This is a genomic window from Rummeliibacillus sp. GQ308 (assembly GCF_059759115.1).
The window spans coordinates 464,761-484,483 of the sequence record NZ_JCAXDQ010000001.1; the positions used below are offsets into that span (position 1 = coordinate 464,761).

Here is a 19,723-nt window from a genome sequence, read left to right on the forward strand (position 1 = left end):
GTATTGTACTTTTTTATGCAAACAGGGCTTGATATGCTTGGTAGCCAAAGTGAATACCAAAGCCAATCATAGACAAAGAGGAAACGATTGAGATGCCATTTAAAAACTTCGTAGAAAGGACTTTTCGAGAGCCACTTGAAATACTTGACATAAAAAGGTCTACCAATACAATGCCAAGCAATATCACTAAGCTATATAAAATAATTTCCCATTTCTCAAGTTTCCCAGAACCGCCTACTAATACAGAACCATAAATGCCAAGCCAAAAAAGGATGGTCAAAGGATTTAAAAGGGCGATGAAGAAACCAGATAAAAATGAATGTCTTAATCTTGTGACCTTTTTAAAGTTGGTATTAAGTTTAACTTTATGGAGGGTTAATAAGTTTTCAATCCCTGTATACAATAAGACGAAGCAGCCAAAAGACCAAAGAATGGTTTTGACGACTTGAAATTCAATAAAATGCCCAATACCAAAGTAAACCAATAACATATACAACATGTCAGTTGCGATGGCGCCAAGGCTAAAAAACCAGGCATGAAAAAAACCATTTTTTATCCCAAGGTTTAGCAGTGTTGCCTTAACTGGTCCAATCGGCGCGGCCAAAGATATGCCTAAAAAGAAATAAGGGAAAAAAGAGTGCATTGTGGTTTCCTCCGTTTTGTGGTGTCTTACATCCTATTCAGCGGAGACAACCATTACGACTAATAGTGAAAAAATTTCTGAGGAGGAACCGAGCGATTAAAGTTTTAGTATGGCCTAGGATGGATATGCTTACACATAAGAGAAAAAAGGAGGTTTGTTGATGAAGGAATTTAAAGTGACTTACTTTTTTGACCAAGAACATTATGTGCGACGTTTTATTTTTGTTGAGTCGCAAGCAGAAGCAGAAGCATTAATCCAAAGTGAAAGAGATCAATACATCCACTTTACAGATTCTAGAGGTATTTATCATGAACTCTTTACGGGGCATGTACGAGTTATCCAAATTTCAGAGTATCATAGAATAGACAAATCAAAAAAAGCGAAAGAAATGATCGACGGAAATCATTTTTATTCATAGAGAGTGGCTCGCTTCTTAAATAAGATGCGAGCCTTTTTGTAATATAAATTTGTTCTCCTTATCACATTCTTGTCATATTCACCCCTTATAATGAACATGTTCAATAAATAACTACAAAAAATAAATATAACTAATAAAGATAATAACTGAGTTAATTTCATAATAAAATTTCACTAAAAAAAGAGTATTGATAGTATTACGGATACGGCATCTTCTAAGGGATGCGATCGAGCTGGAAGCCTAGCGAAATGAAGCAATATAGAGAGTAAGCTAATATCGCTGAAAGTTCTGTCTGGAGAACAGATTACTGTTCGTCTATATGCTATTAAAAAGACTTATGAGATTGATTCAACTAAGGGAGAATATTAAATGAGAAAACCATTACTAACAGCAATCGCACTAAGTTCGGCACTGCTATTTACAACCGTGGGAGAAGAAACAACCGCATCAGCAGCTACAGTTACATACAAAGTAAAATCAGGCGACACTCTTTCTAAAATAGGAAGCAAATATCATATTTCATACAAAACAATTATGAAATTAAATCATATGAAGTCTACAAAAATATATGTAGGCCAAAAATTAAAAGTGAAAAAAACAAAAGCTAAAAAGAAAGCTACGAAAAAAGTCAGCAAAAGTGTTGCAGGCGTTTCATCCTCGTCTAAAGCTTCCAAAGCTCTAGCAATTGCTCTTAAGCAACAGGGGATAAAATACGTTTTTGGCGGCTCGTCAAAAAGCGGTTTTGATTGTAGCGGACTTATTTACTATGCATATAAAAAAGCAGGATACTCTGTATCGCGCACAAATGCCCAAGGTTTTTATGCACGTTCATCTGCAACCAAATCACCTCGTATTGGCGATTTAGTTTTCTTTAAAAATACATATAAATCAGGAATTTCACATATCGGTATTTATATGGGCAACAGCAAGTTTGTTAGTGCAAGCGGTACAAAGGTTCAAGTTAGCTCTGTGAATGAATCTTACTGGAAAAAACACTTTGCTGGTTACAGACATTTATAATTTGATATAAACCAAAACCATTTAGTTGAAAAGCTAAATGGTTTTTTTGACATAATTAAGGGTAAGGTCTGTAATTTTTTTCATTTTACATTGAAAAGTTGAATCTCACGCTGTTATAATAATGATGAAAAAAGGCCTAATTATCTTTTAAGATAACAGGAATTTTTACTTAATCGCTGAGGAAGTGAGAAATTTGACGATGGATGAACTGAAATGGGAAGACCTTCAAAAGAAAAACTTTTACCTATTTTTAATGGTCTTTATTTGCTCTGGGTTAGGCACAATTGCGCAGCTTATATTGTCATCAACAAATTTGGTAAGGATTAGTTTGGGAATATCTTTTTTACTTTTTATAATCGCTTATTTTGCACAGAAAAAAATTAATGCGCTAAAAATTGCTTTCCCATACTTTGTTGTTGCCATGATATTTCTAATTAGTATGACTTTGATTTTTGGCCAAGGTGAATCAACACTAGGTACTATTGCTTTAAGCTTTTTCTTAATTATAGTGGCAAGTATTCATTCTAATCGAAAGATTTACTTTACCGGAGTAATCCTCGGCCTTATGACAATTTATATGAACTATATCAATTTTCAAGATGAAGATATACATAGTCAATTGGCCAATGTCGTATTAGTTTATTTATTAATGATTATTGGATTGTATCTACAAATTTTGCAAAATGGTAGAGTGCTCGACCAAGCGTTGGGCTACTTACGCACAGTACATGAGCAGGCAGAAAAGGAAAAAGATACTTCGAATCAGCTGAATACAACAGTCGGTACAATAACTTCTAATTTAAACGATATTAAAAATACTTTTGAAAACACCACTACTTCATATCAAGAGATGCTAGGGGCAGTGAGTGAGGTAAGTGCTGGAGCAGAACAGCAGAATTATCGGATCAACGATATTGCACAAGATATCCAATATATGCACAAAACGGTACTCGATATTGGACGCTCGGTAGAAGGCGCTAAAAATGAAACAGAGGAAGCTGGTCAACAAGCAACACAGGGTGCGAAAAATATGAAAGAAATGAAGGATGAAATCGATAATTTCTCTGGATTTTTCCAACAACTTTCTCAATCCGTTGAAACGCTGACTTCTAAAATACAAGAAACCAATACATTCACAGTTGCGATTAAAGGGATTACAGAACAAACTAATCTGTTGGCCCTCAATGCTTCTATTGAAGCCGCGCGTGCCGGTGAATATGGGAAGGGCTTCGCTGTTGTAGCCGAAGAAATCCGTAAATTGGCCTCCACTACTGCAGATACATTAGTGAAAATTGATGAAAATCTAAGTAATGTTAACACATACAATGAAAGTACTTTAAGCCAATTACAAGTAGGGGCGAAACGTGTCGAGCAACAAGTGGAAACTGTAGAAAAGTCAGTAAATGCGTTTAATCATTTATATACTGCTATGCAAAACCTGAATCAGCAAATGATAGTAGTAGCAAGTGAAATTAAAAGTGTTGAGGACAAGACAGGCACTATTGAAGCGAATACAAATGAATTTGCAACAATTATTGAGGGAAGCACTGCTTCATTAGAAGAGCTCAATGCTACACTAAGTATGCTAGCAGATGACCAGAAAAAAACGGCCCATAATCTCGTGGAAACATACGAGGCAGCAACACAACTATAGATGAAAAACCAGCGAATGCTGGTTTTTTTGTTGGTCAAAGAAATGTTCTTTTCCGATACGCTTTACCCATTGTTAATCTATTAGTATAAAGGCCCAATTGCCTTAGTCATTTGACCATATGATACAAGGAATAATGAAAAGGGAGTGTTTAGAGAATGGTTCAACCTTTTGATGGGCAAGGCGTTAATTACATGAGGGAAAATATGGAGTATAACCCATGGATGTCACAAATGAGTCAACAGTATGGTGGGTGGCACTCTGGCGATCAATGGGGACAGGGGCATGATTGGAATCAAAACTATGGACATATGCAACATCAACAACACGGCAACTGGAATATGGGACATCATGGAAGCCATGGGGGTCATGGAAGCCATGGAGGTCATGGTGGCCATGGATATCCAATGCATCATGGATACCATCAATCCTATCCTTGGCAATCCGGTCAACACCATTGGCGTCCAACACAACAGCATTGGCAAACATACCCAATGCATCATGATGGCCATCACCAACAATGGCAACAATGGAACCCAGGCCATCCATGGATGTAATTTAATATAAATTAGAAGGGCTGGCACAGAATTTTTCTGGCCAGTCCTTTTTGGTATGTGAATAAAAACCTTTCTATTTGCCTTAGACTTATTCAACATTGGCAATTTAGGAGGAGTTTTAGTGGAACAATCTATAACACAGCCCGAAAGTAAACGGCAATTTATTAATGTTTATATATTATTCATATTATGCTTGTTAGATACAATTTTAACAGACATAGGCTTACGCAATCATATTATTGGCGAAGCCAATCCTTTAATGAGTTGGATATACAGCTCGAGTAAAATAGCCTTTTATTTAATGAAATTAGCTTTACCTGTAGCTCTCATTGTTATTCTAAGTAAGATGAGGGCTACTTTATTGACAAATCTACTTTTAAGAGCAGCGCTTGTTATCTATAGTATTGTTTTTCTTATGCATATTAGTTGGATTGTGAGTGTATTGGCACTTTCTATTTAAATAATTTTAGCCTTTTGGTTGGTTAAAATTAAGGTGATTTAGGCCGTTTAAGTTAAGAAAGTAATGAAAAAAGTTAATCAGCTTTTAACAGTGTAAAATAACAAAACCGCTAATTAACAGGTTTTTGAGAGAAAAAAGGGATTTTATAGTGAATTTAATAGGAAAATATATTTATTTGACAGCGGATTTTAATAGTAATAATATAATATAAAATTATCCTGAATTATGTCGAATTTACAAATTATGTTTGATTTGATGGCGGGAAATTTTGTTTTATCGCTTTTATTTTATTAATGAGGAGGGAAATGAATTGATTAAACATGTTTACGCTTTATCTATTGAAACGCTTGCACTTATCCCATTTTACGAGAATGCGACAGGGAAGGTAAAAACTAAAATTATGGAATTAGGGGGAGTTACACTAAGCGATTTAAATCCAATCGAAATTATGGACGCCAATTTAAAATTCTCAGGCTCTAGCTTAACAGGGGCTGGACAAGGGACAAAGCATATTCTTGGTAAAGTTAAGATGCATCCGGTCACTATTAACGAAAGAGTCTGGTTTCCCGTTTTCTCGCCAAAGAAAGATGGCTGCATATGGTTAGCACTTAACCATATAAAAAGGTACAGTGCATACGGTAGCTTAGGTACGATTATTACTTTTACTAGTGGAACCGAATTAATAATGGATATTACAGTAAGTACATTTGAACGGAGAATGAATCGTGCATGCGCATTAAAAGCGCAAATAGAATACTATACGTTTTATATGCGAATCCCTCCAAAAGAAAAGAGAAACTATGCAAAATACGAGATTATTAAAGAAGAGAATAGCATCAACTATCAAATTAATAGAAAACCAAAACAAAAGGTTAAAGGTGACGATGAAGGCGAAGCGAACTTAGTACCTTAACACATAATGAACTGTACAGTATAACTTGCAGAATAGGGAGGGAGACAAGCTCAAAAGCCAGAATGGTAAAGTATATCGGATCCTCTTTACCTACAATAGAGACATATGAAAAGATGCCCAATCTCTTAAAAGAGTGGGCATCTCTATCCTTAATTACTACCTTTAAATGTACCTGTTGCAAATCCAACGAGTTCATCTTCTTCGTCATAGAGACGGCCTTCTACAATGGTTGTTGAACGGGTTTGCGATATGATACGCGCTAGCCCTTTCACACGACCGTGAGTAACCGGCTTTAAAAAACGCGTTTCTAGTTGAATAGTAATTACATCTTTAAAACCAAGCGTATGTGTTGCAATGCCCATCACAGTATCAAGAGCTGACATGAAGACACCGCCGTGCATTGTACCCACCACATTGTTTAGTTCTTTTTTATAGTCAAAGGCAATTTCGGCAATTCCATCTTCAGCATGTATATATTCAAGTCCAAGTGTTTGCCAAAAAGGACTTTCTTCAAAACGTTGTTGAACAGATTTCATTGTTGTCAAAATAAATTCCTCCCCAAATTTTAACAGGCACATCTAACTATAAGTTCTACGTAATTATATCATATTTAGGCAAAATTCTTCAAAATTTTTAATAAAAAAGCGCTTTCATTTATTTGAAATGATGATATAGTATTATCTGAATAGTCTTACATGCTATTATTATATTATTTTTAATTTTGAGTATTGTATTGTTATATAGCAGACTATACAATGAAGAAGAAACAAACTTACATATAAAATGGGAGAGTGTAGAGAGTGTTTAAAACAAAAATCGTCGCAACATTAGGGGCTGCTGCATTATTAATGACGCCTATGTCAGCTTTTGCCAAAACAACGCCAGCAAAACCGAAAGCACCAACAACTGTGCCAGTACAGTTTCTATCTATCAATGATATGCATGGTAATATCGGAGAGAGTTATAAAGCTACTGATGGCACACCAATCGGAGGAGCACCAGCTCTTGCGTATCACTTTGAGCAAGAAAAAGCAGCGTTTGCTAAGAAGTACAAATTAAAAACAGCTGCTGCAAATACTTACAGAATTAGTGCAGGCGACTTAGTAGGCGGAAGTCCATCTTATTCAAGCTTACTTCAAGACGAGCCAACAATGAATGCAGCCAATGCAATTAAATTTACTGTTGGAGCACTAGGTAACCATGAATTTGATGAGGGAATCGATGAATTCAAACGAATTTTAAACGGCCTTGCACCGACTGAAGCAACACAAAACTATGAATTAGTAAAAGATTATAAATTGACTAAAAGCAATATGGAGATCCTAACTTCCAACATTGTAGATAAAAAGTCTAAGAAAATCCTTAGTGGCTTCAAACCTTATACAGTGAAAAAATATGGTGGAGTTAAAGTTGGGTTTATCGGTGTCGTTACACCAGACATTAAAACAGTAGTACTATCTAAACACGTTGAGAATATCGAAGTGGTAAATCCGGCAAAAGCAATCGCAAAATATTCAAAAGTTTTGCGTAAACAAGGTGTAAATGCAATCGTCGTAGTTGCACACTCAGGTGCCTATAACACAGATGCAGACACATCAATTGAAACACAAGGAAAAGAGAAAATTTTAGGCCAAACAGTGGATATGCTGAAAGAGCTTGAAAAAATCGATCCGAAACACTCTGTAGACGTAGTAATCGGCGGCCATGATCACAACTTTGCTAATGGCGTTTACAAAAATACACGCATTATTGAGGCAAAATCATTTGGTAAAGCCTATTCAGTTGTAACAGGTAAAATTAGCAAAAAGACAAAAGACTTTATTAAAACACCATCTGGTATTGTAAAATATAACTACTTGCCAACTGAAGAACAAATCAACAGCAACAAAGTATCTAAGAAGGTAAATGGCATTGTGAACGAAGCGAAATCTTTAGTAAAAGAGAAAATTGATGCGCCAATCGCAACAGCATCATTTGAATCCATTACAAGAGACCGTGTCGCTCATCCACTAGGCGGTTCTCCAGTCGGCAACTTAGTAACTGATGGACAATTAAGCCAAGCAAAAGCTCTAGGCTACAATGCTGACTTTGCTATGACAAACTCTGGTGGTATCCGTGCTGACCTTACTACAGTTAAAGACGGAGACAAAAATGTTATTACATGGGGTAAAGCGCAAGCAGTCCAACCATTCGGCAACTACTTGAAAGTTGTAGACATGACTGGTGCTAATATTAAAGAAGCAATCAACCAACAATTCACAGGTGGTTATGGCTTAGAAGTATCTGGCTTGCACTATACGTATAATTCAAAAGGTGTTGTAGATGTATTTGTAGGAGATACAGATGAAAAAATTGATTCTGCAAAAACATATTCTGTTGTAATTAACGACTTTATCGCAACAGGTGGCGATAACTTCAAAGCATTCACAACAGCAACAAATGATAAAACAATCGAAGTAGATACTGATGCATTCATCAACTACTTAAAAGGTAAACAAACTATTGATGAGCCAACAGAAGTGCGTAATGTAAAAGTGGACTAACAAACTAATAAAAATCCTCTTGCTATAAAAGCAGGAGGATTTTTTTTGCCTTAGCGTTTCATTTCATATAATGTAAGGAAAATGATAAGATAAGAGTAAGTAATATTAATTACACACTAATGGAGGGTATTTAATTGAAATTTAAAAAACTTGCGGCAGCTTTATTTGCAGCTACTCTTGCTTTCTCAACTGTAGGGCCTGTTGTTTCAGACCATTTTAGCATCACAGCTGATGCAAGAGGATACAAATCAGGCAAAAGAGGTTTTAATTCAAACGGTAATTCCAATAATTCTATTTTCAATAACAATAAATCCAATACAAATCGAAATACACAAGATAACAAAAACTCAAGCTTTAACAACAAAACTAACAAATCAAAAACCGCTAATTCAACTCCAAGAAAGGGCGGATTTATGCGTGGCATGATGCTCGGAGGACTGGCAGGACTTTTATTTGGTGGAATGCTTAGCAATATGGGTGCAATGGGCAACTTATTTGGTTTATTAATCAATGTTATTGCCATCTTGGTACTTATTATGTTAATCATGAAAGTTTTCCAAATGTTCCGTGGCAACAAAAAACGTGACGAGGACCGAAATGTATGGAAACAATAGTCTTATCAGAGGACCAATTAATTAACGCATTATGCGTATACCATGCACGCCAAATCAATGTAATGCCCGAAAATGTAGAGATCGAGCTTTGCTTTGATGACGATGAAGGCTACTCTGCCGATGCATATTATAATAATCGACAAGATACGTATCGCGTAGCCAACATGTTGTCCGCTATCCGTGCCTATTTACAAGAAGAAACCAACGTAGATCCCTATGCAGCAAGCATCCGATTAGAAATTGATGATGAAGAGGGCATGATTGCCGTTATAGAATAAGAAATAAAGCCATCCAATTATGGATGGCTTTTATTTTTTAGGAAAATGGAAAAGACGTAATAAGGGGCTAAGAGTCTTATTAGATTATCATTTGAAAAATGGTGCATAGGTAATTTTATAAACCAAAATATATTAGTTAGTTAACTGGAGAACGGGGGGGAGAAAATAGCAATTAATCTCTTTTGTTTTGAAAAATTCCACTAAAATACGAATGAATGTCGAATTATGTCGAAATAAAAGCAAAGAAAATATATAAAATACGAACGATATGGTTATTTTTTATTATACTAGTATAAAAAAGTCCTAGTTAAATTTGAAAAGAGGGTAGGGGTTTGGATAATAATTTCAATTATTTTTAGTTACGTATTTTTACTATAATAGTATTTAAAGTAATAGAAGGTACTTATAAGTTTTATATCCAATTTTTAAAGTAGATAAATAGTAATTAAAAGTGGTAAATGATATAAATTTATTAGTATTAATTATTTATTATTCGCTTTTTATTAATATTTTGCAAAAAACTATTATACTTTATCAAATTGTATGATAATATGGTCACTGAGGATTATAAATTGTATTTTTTTAGTATATTTAGTCGTATTAAATGCATAGATACGTAATCCTATAATAGTTCGTTTGTAAAAGGAGAATGGAAAATGAAAAATTTTAAACTTGTTAAAAGTGCTGCTGCTGTTGCTCTAGTCACATCTGTAGTAACTGCTGCGATCCTTCCAGGAACAACACACGCATCTGCGGCTTCTAAATATAAAGTGTCACATGGCAAACTAGTAAATGCTAAAACAGGGAAATTAGTAAAAGGGTACGTAGTTTTCAAATCAAAACTTTACCACAATGGTAAATTGAATAAAGGGTATAAAACTGTAGGTTCAGGTAAAACAATTAAACTTTATCACGACGGATCTCTTAAAAAGGGATACAAAACTGCTCGAAATAATAAACTATTGTTCCATAACGGTTCTCTTAAAACTGGTTTTAAAGTTGCTGGGAATGGAGAGCGTTTATACAAAGATGGTCATCTTGCAAAAGGTTATGAGGTATACGGAGATGTAAATGAAAACCCTTCACTGTATTACAATGGTTACCTTAAACAGGGCTATAAAACGGCTAATCATGAAGAGTTATTATTCTACAATGGCAAATTGAAAAAAGGTTATAAAACTGCTAAAAAAGATAAATATCTATACAAAAATGGTCACCAAAATGTTGGTCAATACTTAGTGACAGATAAAGACATTTTATTTGATGGTTTTGCTCGCGCTAAAGGTCTTGTAAAAGCAAAGGCAAATGGTAAGTATTACAATAATGGCATTTTAGCAAACGGCGACTTTAAAATTGATGGTAAGGTTGTCACTATAAAAAAGGGTGTAAAAATTAAGCTGGAATTACAATCAGTAACTGTAATTAATTCAAAGCAAATTTCTGTGAAATTTGAAGACTCTAATGAATTAGTAACTATCACTCTTGAAAAAGAACTAACTGTTGGCGAAAACGTAATAACTTTCTCTTATAAAGGAGAAGAATACAAAACTACCGTAAAATACGATGCGCCTGATACAGAAGCTCCAAAATTATCAATTAATGGAGAGGCTACGATCACTGTTGAAAATGGTGCTGACTTCACCCTTCCAACAGTAACTGCAACAGATAATAAGGATAAAGAAGTAGAAGTGAAATCTACTATTACAAATGCTGAAGGAAAAGAACTTGATAAGATTGATACTACTGTTTCAGGAACTTATACAGTAACTTTCAGTGCTGAAGACGCTGCAGGTAACAAAGCTGAAAAAGTTGTTGTGACTGTTGTAGTTAAAGCAACAGAAGTAAAGGTCGAGGATGTAAAAGCAGTTACAGATGAAACAACAAAAACAACAGCAGTAACTGCATCAGCTAAAAATCTTGATGTGCTAAATGTAACGGAGAATGAAAAAGCAACAGCAACTGTTTCTGTATTTGCTAACGGAGATACTTCTGCACAAGCTACAGCAGTGAAAGAAAACGTTGCAATCGATACAGATGGTAAAATTTCTACAACTTTTAGTAACCTTCAAGATGGAGATTACACTGTACGTGTTACTGTTGGAGAAGTATCTGCGGACGCTAATTTTACTGTAGACTTTGCAAAGGCAGACGCTGCAGTTAAAGCAGTTAATGAGGCTACAAACCAAGTGGAATTATTGAAAGCTCTTCAAGATGAATATTTCAAGAACATTAATGCTGATTTAATCGAGACTTATGCTGCAAAGCTTGGCACTAATAATAAAACTGTTTCTGAAATCCAAAAAACAATTAATGAAATCAACACTGTCACTGCTGTCAACACAGCAGAAAACCAAGTGACACTTCTTAAAGCATTAAAAGATGGTGAAGAGCTCGGTGTATTTACAAATGTACGCGATGAATATATCGAAACTTACGCAGCAGAATTAGGAGCTAACCATGAAGCTAAGACGAATGCTAAAGCAATTCAAGAAGTAATCGATAGTGTTACTAATGAAATTGTGAGTAAAGTAGAATCTAAGGTAGCAGCTGCAGAACAAGCTCCTACTAATGAACAAGCGATCACCGAAGCTGAACAAGCAATCACTACAGTACCGGCAGACCTTGTTTATCAAGATGGAGATAAAAAAGGGAAAAATATCAAAGAAGACTTTGGCAATCGTCTAGATGAAGTGAAAGTAGTGAAAAGTGTACTTACAGCTAACGGTGTGAGCCAAGTACGTCTACTTGAATCTTTGAAAGAAAATGGATTTAAAAATGTCAGCACAGATTTGATTGCAAAATACAGCAGTGAAATTGACGGAAATGTAATAACAGTTAAAGCAATTCAAGATAATATTGACAAAGTAAATGCTGAAGATGCTAAAAATGTATTTAACTTAGCTCAAGCTAACAAACTAGAAAATCTAGATGCAGTTACAGATGATTTAGTATTACCATCAGAAGGAACAAACGGTACTAAGATTACTTGGACTACTAACAACAAAGATATAATTTCTGAAATTGGTAAAATCACTCGTCCTTCTGCTTTGGCTGGAGACAAAACAGTAACATTGACTGCAACCTTTAACGGTGTTCAAAGTATCACAAAAGAATTTAATGTTACGGTTAAAGCTGTAGATGCAACTAATTCAAAATATGCATTTGGTTTTGAAGTCCCTGCAAACTTGGTGGCAAATGAAGATAACCAAGTGAAAGTTAACTTTAAAGCTATCGAAAATTTAGGCAAAGGCTATGAGAACGCTCAATTTAATTTTGTAGTTAGTGGTCCTGAAGATGCAACAGCAACTTTCAAAGCTACTGACAGCTTGAATAACGTTTTAGAACAAGCTCTTAAAGCAGATGGAAAAGAAACTGGAAAATGGGGACCTGATAGTGGATTTGCTGTCTCTGCTGATTATGATCAAACAACAGAAATGACTGTTAATTTTTCTAAAGCAGGTGAGTACACAATTAAATTCTCATTAATTGATGTTACTACTGGAAAAGTAATTGATAATATTAATGATTCTAAAACTTTAACAGTTTCAGAATCTAGATAGACAAGTAACCTTCTACTCTTTGAATAGTAAAGGTTTAAGAATTACAATAATAAGCTCCTAATCTTATAGTAGATTAGGAGCTTAATGCTTTTTAATACTGTAACAATCAAATCCCTTCTACTTAAAGGTAGAGGGGATTTATGTTAGTTGTCGGTTTTTTAATATGCCGACTAAGAGAATCGAACTCTTATCAGTGGATTACGAGACCACCGTTCTGCCATTAAACTAAGTCGGCAATAATTATTTACACCAGTAGTATAGCACTTATTTCTTCATAATTCAGATTTCACGATTTAGGTGAAATTTAAAAAAGTTCCAATAGATCGTAACGTTTCTTCTCATAATGCAGGTGAGAAGAGCTGGAATTATTTCTCTTCCTCTTGTCCCTCGCGCTTCCATTTACCACTTTTAAAGGTTTTCTTAAAATCATCATCATTATTGATGGTCGATTTGGCCAAAAGTATGAGTGTTAGGAGCATTGTGCCTGTTCCAACGATAAGATAGAACATAGTGAATACTTTTCCTATCGCTGTTTCAGGGGAAAGGTTGGTATCGATGCCGGTTGGAATAATGCTCACAACGCAGAAATAGATGGCGTCTAGTACGGCCCAGCCTTCTTTTTGTGTATAAAATAACACGCCTGACAGAATGATGAAAAATAGGGTAGTAATAAGCGATAAAAATAAAGGGTGTTTTGATGATTTATACAAAGCTTCTAGCAGTCGTTTTAGTGTTAGGATAAATGAAATCAAAGTGAGATAATTCCTCCTCGTTATTATTCATTGGATACAGTATCATGCAAGGGAAAATATTTCTAGGTTGAGGGGTGGGGGAGTCGGATAAGCAGGATTAAAAATTGAAAAACTGCTCACAAAGCATATAGCATTTGCTAGCAGTCAGCATTTTGTATAACTATTTTATCACGCGTGAAACCGTCATTCCGTCGCCGATCGGTATTAATACAGATTGCAACTGAGAGTGTTCTGAGACTGTTTGATTGTACTCTTTCATAAACTCGCTATATCGTTTAGGCTGTGCGTTTGGATCAGCAACACTACCGCCAGCTAAGACATTGTCTGTGACAATGATAGCACCATCTTTGGCGAGTTCGATACAAGCGTTTAAATAGTTAATGTAATTTAGTTTGTCTGCATCTATAAAGAAAAAGTCATATTGTTTATTATTTTCTTTTAGAATTTGGAGGCTTTCTAGTGCTGGACCAGTCAAGTAGGTAACTTGATTACCAAAGCCTGCTTTGGTTAAGTTTTGATGAGCGAGGGCAGCATAGTTCTCCTCTAATTCGAGTGATGTTAAATAACCTTCACTGCCAAATCCTCTGGCCAAGCATATGCCACTATAGCCGCCAAGTGCTCCAATTTCTAGTACCTCTTTAGCTTGTGATAAAGATACCAGCATAGTAAGAAGCTTACCAGATCCAGGTGATACGGAGATAGAACGCATTCCGTTTTCTTCAATCGATGTCAGCACGTCCTCTAAACCTGTATCTGTTGGAGCGAAGAGGCTATCGATGTATTCATTGATTAGTTTCATCTGCAGGATCTCCTATCGTTTCTGAGGCTTCTATAGAAGGATTTTCAGTTGTTACCATTTCATCACTTTCTTCTAAATCAAATAGCTGTATAAATTCGTTGATAACCATGTCGAGTGCCTTTAACTCGCCGATTAAGATTGGCTTAATAGTTTCAAATTCGGGTTCGTCTAGTTGCTGTTTGATAGTCATACGTTTTAGCTGAAGTATCTCTAAAAACGCTATTGCTCTGCCGCGCCTAAATGTTTTAGGACCCTTTGTATGATGGCCGCCATGATGCCGATGTCGGCCGCCTCTTTCCTCATTTGGTCTCATATCGCACCTCTTTCTGTATACAATTGTATACAATCGGAATATAAAATTATTGTATACAATTGTATACAACAAATCAATATAAATTATAAGAGCGAATTTTTATTAAAAAATTGCTATTGGATTTTTGAATGGAAATTGGGAATATAAAAAAGCCGATTCAATTTAATAGAATCGGCAAATTGTTATTTTGATTGCAACACCTTAAGCAGAAAAAGAGGTATTTTCATCATACGTTTTATACGGGTGGGTTGTGTGATTAGGCGATAGAACCATTCAAGATTAAGCTTGATAAAGAGTTGTGGCGCACGGCGAACATTGCCTGATAACACGTCCAAACTGCCGCCTACGCCCATCATGACACAGTGCTCGAATTGATGGCGGTGACTAGCTATCCATTCTTCTTGTTTGGGAGCTCCCGTAGCAATAAAAATAAAATCAGGCTTTAAGGACGCTGCCTGAGTGGCTACTGCGTCACTGTCACCATAGCCATCAGCAGTCCCTACAATATTAATATGAGGGTAGAGGGCGATTGCCTTTTTAGCCGCTGCTTCTGCTACACCAGGCTTGCCGCCATAAAAGAAGAATCGATTTTTATTAACATCAGCATTTTTCATAAATGCGTGTACTAATTCATAGCCTGGTATCCGTTCGCGCAAAGGAGTACCTAATATTTTAGAACCGATGACAACGCCTATACCGTCTGCGACTACATAGGTCGATCGCTGTACGTATTGTTCATATTGTGCATTTTCTTTTGTTAGCATAACAATTTCGGGATTCGCTGTTACGATTGAAATGGGTTCCTTGTTGCTGGTTGCCAAGGTCAAAACATGGCTTACAAACTCTTTTTTGGTAGTATCTACAAAAGGAATGCCCAATATATTTATCTTTTTCATTCAACTTACCTTCCATAACACTTTTTCCCTCATTATATACTACGGAATGGAATCTTTAAATAAACCGAGTAGACATTATAAAGGAGACCTATGGAAAAGAAAGTGAGGAGTGCATATAGTGCTGAAAATAGGGTAAAACAAATAAGTAGAAATACCTTCGAAAAAAATCTATTTTCTCATTCTATTCTCTGGAATTTATGCTATGATAATCTTTGTGAAATTGAATCTAGAAAGCCGAATTGATAAAATTTTGAAACTTTCATATAGGCTCATTCGTCTATAGTATTGACAATTAAATAATGATAGGAAGTGGATGTGTGATGACTAAAAATCGACGGTATCAGCCAAAGAAAGCATCCATCAAAAGAATAGCTGTATCCATTGTTTTAATGGCAGCCATTATCTTGGGTGCGTTTATGCTCCTAACCAAAAATGAAAAGTCAGCAAATGAAAATGAACATATTAAAGTAGAAAAAATCAATAAGCCTAAAAAGGAAGAGACAAAAAAGAAAGAAGAACCGAAAAAGGAACAAGAGGATAAGGTGACAGCTAGCCGTCAAGAGGGCAGTGTGACTAATGATATTCCTGCAACTGGCCAACCAACGACGACCAAAGAAGAAACAAATGTTGTTATGCCTAAAAATGATACCTCTGCAATTATTGCAAACGCTAAAACGCAAGTCTATACGATCGTGACAGATTTGCAGCAAGGCTCTGGATTCCTATTTAACAAAAAAGGAGACATTATCACGAATGCCCATGTCGCGAAAGATGCTTCTTATGTTTTAGTTTCAAATGAGCATGGCCAAGAGTTTCAAGGTCAGGTCATTGGAATTTCAAAAAAGACAGACGTTGCACTTATACGTGTACCAGAACTCGAAGGGAAAGATCCGCTCGTTTTAGATACAGCACCAGCAAGACTTAACACGCCTGTTATTGCAATTGGTAGCCCGAATAATAAGGGCGGCACTTCAACTGAAGGAAAAATCACAAACATTGGCGCAGAGTTTACGGATGAATACACATATAGCGGTCTATATGAAATGACAGCTCGTTTGCATCCCGGTTCTAGCGGTGGCCCGCTGATTAATGCAGAAACAGGTAACGTAATTGGTATTAATTCGATTATTTTAACAGATCAACCTGAAATAGGTTACGCTATACCAATTAAACAAATAATGAATTTAATTACAGGATGGTCAAACAAAGATGTAGAGATCGATATTGATAACGATCAAGATTTTGATAATGATCACAGAGATGAAGCATATCTAGGGAAAGACTTGATAAAAGATTATATCGATAGCTTCTATGATCTTGTACCACTTGCTATTAAAGACCCAGTTAAAAGACCTTCATATGAGTCCTATATCCTACCAGGAAGTACAGCGCAAAATGCTGCATCTAAGATGCTAGAAACATACACAGCTGATGGCAGAAAGTATAAAGATTTAAAACATTCAATCGGCAATATTCAAATCACAGACGATTATGCGACTGCCGAAGTTGACTCTACATTCACTTATGTAGATAAAAATAAGCAAGAGCATCAATTAAAAGAAAAAATAATCTATAAAATTGTTATCGACGACTATGCGGATTATCAATTTAAAGAAATTACGATCAACAGTACTCAAGACGATGGAGCCTCTGCAGAAGAATTGGAGACAACAGAGCAAGATACTGATGATGAAGAAACACCAGCAGTTCAAACGAAAAGTGTTAAGGAAAACAAATCAGTTGTAGAACCAAAGTCAACTGAACCTGCAAGTGAAGAAGAAACTTATCAAACTGCATCCTAATGAAAAAGCTCAGCTACGTTAGCTGAGCTTTTTTAACGTACGATATATTTGTTCTAACGGGCACTACTTATAACATTCAGTTAGCGAATGCTACCGTAGCTATGAATGTAATTTTTCCAATAAGTGCTCATTGTTTGGTATTGTACATGGCTGCCTGCTGCATGAACAATCATGCCATTGCCTGCATAAATTGCCACATGTGTAATAGCACCGCCACCTACATTAAAGAATACTAAATCTCCTGGTTGTGGATTGCTTGTATATGGTAGGGCAGCACGTTGCTGACGACTTGTACGTGGTAAAGTAATACCATGTTTGCTTAAAACGTAGCGTGTAAAACCACTGCAGTCAAAACCAGATGGAGTGGTTCCACCATAAACATAAGGAACACCCAAGTAGTTTTTAGCTGTATTTACAATATCACTTTGATTTGTACTAGAAGAAGTTGTTTTAACGCCAGCGCCAGCTTTTAAGTAAGCTGCAGACATCCAGCCTGTTTTGCCTTGTGCACTAACTTTTAACCATGTTCTACCTGACACTACTTTTTTGTAGCTTGCATTTACAGTTTTATTTTTTTTGAAGTAACCTAACTTTCCAGCAGTTAGAGAAGGTGACTTACGTAATGTTAAGGAATTTGCAGTAACATGGTATTTGCCGCTGATTTTAACAGCTTGTGAGCTTGAAACCATTGTAATAGATGTATGTTCTGTAGTAGTTGCTGTATCATGTTGTTCTGCTGCTTTTACTTGGCCAAATCCAATTGTTAATGCTAATGCGCCTGATGCGATAGCCGTTAAGAAAGTTCTCTTTTTCATGAAAGGTCCTCCAACTATTCTAGTAAGTTTTTTTATATTTCGTAGTTATTTAAGTTCAATCATTATAGTTCAAATGTTATGTTTTGTTTCGTTTTTTACAAGTATAACTTTATAAAAAATCTGATAAATTAACAATGCTATTTCGTTTACAGTTATATTACAGTCTTGTAACAAAAATAGAGCATAATGATTACACTTCGACAAAAACGTTGATATATCAGGCTTTCTCAATGTAAAAAAACCTTATCCAAAAATATTAGATAAGGTTTAAAAGTTAGTAATATAGGGAAAATTTATAACTTATAAATCATAAAATCGTTTATAGCTATCAAAGTGGCTCTTCCAATAAGATTCATTTACCGAAGATACCTGTACATAATCACCGCCGGCATGGACGAATTGGCCATTCCCAATATAGATCCCTAAATGCGAGATACCAGTCTTGTACGTATTTTTAAAGAATACTAGATCGCCAGGTTTCGGACTGGAAACATAGTAAGAGCGTGCCTCATAGCTAGCAGCGCTTGTGCGGCTGATGTTTTTATAGCCAGCTTGTTTAAATACATAGTAAATAAAACCGCTGCAATCAAAGCCGCTTGGCGAAGAACCACCCCATACATAAGGTGTTCCTTTCATAGAAAGCCCAATATTAATAGCATTTTTTAATACAGTAGATGACGCTTGTCCAGGTGTTGGATTAGACACACCTGTTGTATTCTCTTTATCTTGTTGGACTGTTGTTCCGCTATTTTTTACTGCGAGGACTTGTCCAACGCGAATCATATCTGAAGTTAATCCATTCCAAGATTTTAGCTGTGTGATTGTTATACCAAATTTGTGAGCTATTACCGAAAGCGTATCACCTGACACCACAGTATATTTTTTTGCGTTTGAAGGTGCTGCTGGAGTCTTACTAGGTGTCGCTGGTTTCGTGTTATTGCTTGCTGGTTTTGTTGAAGACCCATTAATTTTTAACTTTTGACCAACATAAATAACATGGTTTTTTATGTTATTATTTTTTTCGATTGACGCAATGGATACGTTAAAAGCTGCAGCAATCTTTCCTACATAATCACCTGATTTGACAGTGTAGGTCGTTGCTTTTTTGCTTGTCGTTGGTTTTGGAGAATTATTCTTGTTAGAAGAAACATGAGTGACTGTAGTACTTGAGCCAGGTATCTTCAATGTTTGGCCAGCAAAAATAAGGTCATTTTTTAGGCCATTAGCTTTCATTAAGGCTGATAATGTAATACCATGATTGGCTGCAATTTTTGCGATATAATCTCCTGGTTTTACTTTGTACGTACCAGACTTTTTCGTAACAGTTGTACTTTTACTTGTTGTACTTTTTTTCGGAGCAGAGGTTTTCTTGCTCGCACTGTTGCTCGTTGAGCCTGAGGTTTTTAAGGTTTGTCCTACATAAATAAGATCTGAAGTCAGATGGTTCAGTTTTTTAAGTTTGGTGATTGTCGTATTTTTCTTTTTTGCTATGACATATAGTGAATCACCACTTTTTACCTTGTATGTATTAGTACTTGCTTTCGCATCTTGGTCATGTATTACAAAAGTGGTAGCACATACAGCTAGAGCAGAAACGATTGCTTTTTTCATATAGGTCACTCCTTTTGGGTTGGATCTTATGAGTATATTTTATTAACTGTATTGTAGAGAAAAATGGGATTTAATACA

At 35.7% G+C, this 19,723-nt stretch carries 19 protein-coding genes and 1 tRNA gene; 11 read left to right on the forward strand and 9 right to left on the reverse strand.

Features of this window, described 5'->3' with window-relative positions; all coding sequences use genetic code 11:
* Positions 1-13: 13 nt before the first annotated feature.
* The gene (locus AC6CHJ_RS02200) at positions 14-643 is read right to left on the reverse strand and encodes a LysE family transporter (RefSeq protein ID WP_066784462.1); all 630 of its coding nucleotides are present in this window, start codon (positions 641-643) and stop codon (positions 14-16) included.
* A gap of 160 nt (positions 644-803) precedes the next feature.
* Between AC6CHJ_RS02200 and AC6CHJ_RS02205 the strand changes: the two genes are divergently transcribed.
* From AC6CHJ_RS02205 to AC6CHJ_RS02230, 6 genes are all read left to right on the forward strand, one after another.
* Positions 804-1,061 (forward strand): hypothetical protein, encoded by a 258-nt coding sequence (locus tag AC6CHJ_RS02205; RefSeq protein ID WP_147194886.1) that lies wholly within the window; start codon positions 804-806, stop codon positions 1,059-1,061.
* A gap of 369 nt (positions 1,062-1,430) precedes the next feature.
* Positions 1,431-2,081, forward strand: a complete 651-nt coding sequence (locus tag AC6CHJ_RS02210; protein WP_147194883.1) for a C40 family peptidase — start codon at positions 1,431-1,433, stop codon at positions 2,079-2,081.
* A gap of 199 nt (positions 2,082-2,280) precedes the next feature.
* Positions 2,281-3,735: a methyl-accepting chemotaxis protein gene (locus AC6CHJ_RS02215; RefSeq protein WP_498288501.1), complete on the forward strand. Its 1,455-nt coding sequence runs from the start codon at positions 2,281-2,283 to the stop codon at positions 3,733-3,735.
* 155 nt (positions 3,736-3,890) lie between these two features.
* Positions 3,891-4,289, forward strand: coding sequence for a hypothetical protein (locus tag AC6CHJ_RS02220; RefSeq protein WP_249775460.1), 399 nt, complete (start codon positions 3,891-3,893; stop codon positions 4,287-4,289).
* Positions 4,290-4,410: 121 nt separating this feature from the next.
* A complete protein-coding gene (locus AC6CHJ_RS02225; protein ID WP_249775461.1) occupies positions 4,411-4,749 on the forward strand; it encodes a DUF5658 family protein in 339 nt (112 codons plus the stop codon).
* Between the two features lie 310 nt (positions 4,750-5,059).
* Positions 5,060-5,662, forward strand: a complete 603-nt coding sequence (locus AC6CHJ_RS02230; RefSeq protein WP_184117518.1) for a competence protein ComK — start codon at positions 5,060-5,062, stop codon at positions 5,660-5,662.
* Positions 5,663-5,811: 149 nt separating this feature from the next.
* Here AC6CHJ_RS02230 and AC6CHJ_RS02235 read toward each other — a convergent pair whose 3' ends face one another.
* Positions 5,812-6,198, reverse strand: a complete 387-nt coding sequence (locus AC6CHJ_RS02235; RefSeq protein WP_236717725.1) for a PaaI family thioesterase — start codon at positions 6,196-6,198, stop codon at positions 5,812-5,814.
* A 264-nt stretch (positions 6,199-6,462) separates the two neighbouring features.
* On the opposite strand from AC6CHJ_RS02235, the gene AC6CHJ_RS02240 reads away from it, so the two are divergent.
* The 4 genes from AC6CHJ_RS02240 (at position 6,463) to AC6CHJ_RS02255 (ending at position 12,657) form a co-directional block, all read left to right on the forward strand.
* The gene (locus AC6CHJ_RS02240; RefSeq protein ID WP_392995066.1) at positions 6,463-8,205 is read left to right on the forward strand and encodes a bifunctional metallophosphatase/5'-nucleotidase; all 1,743 of its coding nucleotides are present in this window, start codon (positions 6,463-6,465) and stop codon (positions 8,203-8,205) included.
* 134 nt (positions 8,206-8,339) lie between these two features.
* Positions 8,340-8,819 (forward strand): hypothetical protein, encoded by a 480-nt coding sequence (locus AC6CHJ_RS02245; protein WP_066784490.1) that lies wholly within the window; start codon positions 8,340-8,342, stop codon positions 8,817-8,819.
* The gene (locus AC6CHJ_RS02250; RefSeq protein ID WP_066784491.1) at positions 8,807-9,097 is read left to right on the forward strand and encodes a DUF2653 family protein; all 291 of its coding nucleotides are present in this window, start codon (positions 8,807-8,809) and stop codon (positions 9,095-9,097) included. Before AC6CHJ_RS02245 ends, AC6CHJ_RS02250 begins: the two co-directional genes overlap by 13 nt.
* Before the next feature lie 656 nt (positions 9,098-9,753).
* Positions 9,754-12,657 carry an immunoglobulin-like domain-containing protein gene (locus AC6CHJ_RS02255; RefSeq protein ID WP_498287155.1) on the forward strand — a complete coding sequence of 968 codons (2,904 nt, stop codon included), beginning with the start codon at positions 9,754-9,756 and terminating at the stop codon, positions 12,655-12,657.
* A gap of 164 nt (positions 12,658-12,821) precedes the next feature.
* On the opposite strand, the gene AC6CHJ_RS02260 is transcribed toward AC6CHJ_RS02255, so the two are convergent.
* The 5 genes from AC6CHJ_RS02260 to AC6CHJ_RS02280 form a co-directional block, all read right to left on the reverse strand.
* Positions 12,822-12,892, reverse strand: a tRNA-Thr gene (locus tag AC6CHJ_RS02260).
* Positions 12,893-13,022: 130 nt separating this feature from the next.
* Entirely contained in the window at positions 13,023-13,409 is a 387-nt protein-coding gene (locus AC6CHJ_RS02265; protein WP_066784496.1) for a potassium channel family protein, read from the reverse strand.
* A gap of 160 nt (positions 13,410-13,569) precedes the next feature.
* Positions 13,570-14,208 carry an O-methyltransferase gene (locus tag AC6CHJ_RS02270; RefSeq protein ID WP_498287156.1) on the reverse strand — a complete coding sequence of 213 codons (639 nt, stop codon included), beginning with the start codon at positions 14,206-14,208 and terminating at the stop codon, positions 13,570-13,572.
* Positions 14,192-14,521, reverse strand: a complete 330-nt coding sequence (locus tag AC6CHJ_RS02275) for a hypothetical protein (RefSeq protein ID WP_498287157.1) — start codon at positions 14,519-14,521, stop codon at positions 14,192-14,194. The genes AC6CHJ_RS02270 and AC6CHJ_RS02275 overlap by 17 nt, the downstream gene beginning before the upstream one ends.
* 182 nt (positions 14,522-14,703) lie before the next feature.
* The gene (locus AC6CHJ_RS02280; protein ID WP_498287158.1) at positions 14,704-15,417 is read right to left on the reverse strand and encodes a WecB/TagA/CpsF family glycosyltransferase; all 714 of its coding nucleotides are present in this window, start codon (positions 15,415-15,417) and stop codon (positions 14,704-14,706) included.
* A gap of 320 nt (positions 15,418-15,737) precedes the next feature.
* On the opposite strand from AC6CHJ_RS02280, the gene AC6CHJ_RS02285 reads away from it, so the two are divergent.
* Complete coding sequence (locus tag AC6CHJ_RS02285) at positions 15,738-17,219, forward strand: S1C family serine protease (RefSeq protein ID WP_498287159.1); 1,482 nt, start codon at positions 15,738-15,740, stop codon at positions 17,217-17,219.
* 80 nt (positions 17,220-17,299) lie between these two features.
* Here AC6CHJ_RS02285 and AC6CHJ_RS02290 read toward each other — a convergent pair whose 3' ends face one another.
* Positions 17,300-18,034 (reverse strand): C40 family peptidase, encoded by a 735-nt coding sequence (locus AC6CHJ_RS02290; RefSeq protein WP_498287160.1) that lies wholly within the window; start codon positions 18,032-18,034, stop codon positions 17,300-17,302.
* 300 nt (positions 18,035-18,334) lie between these two features.
* Positions 18,335-19,645, reverse strand: coding sequence for a C40 family peptidase (locus tag AC6CHJ_RS02295; protein ID WP_498287161.1), 1,311 nt, complete (start codon positions 19,643-19,645; stop codon positions 18,335-18,337).
* Positions 19,646-19,723: the final 78 nt, after the last annotated feature.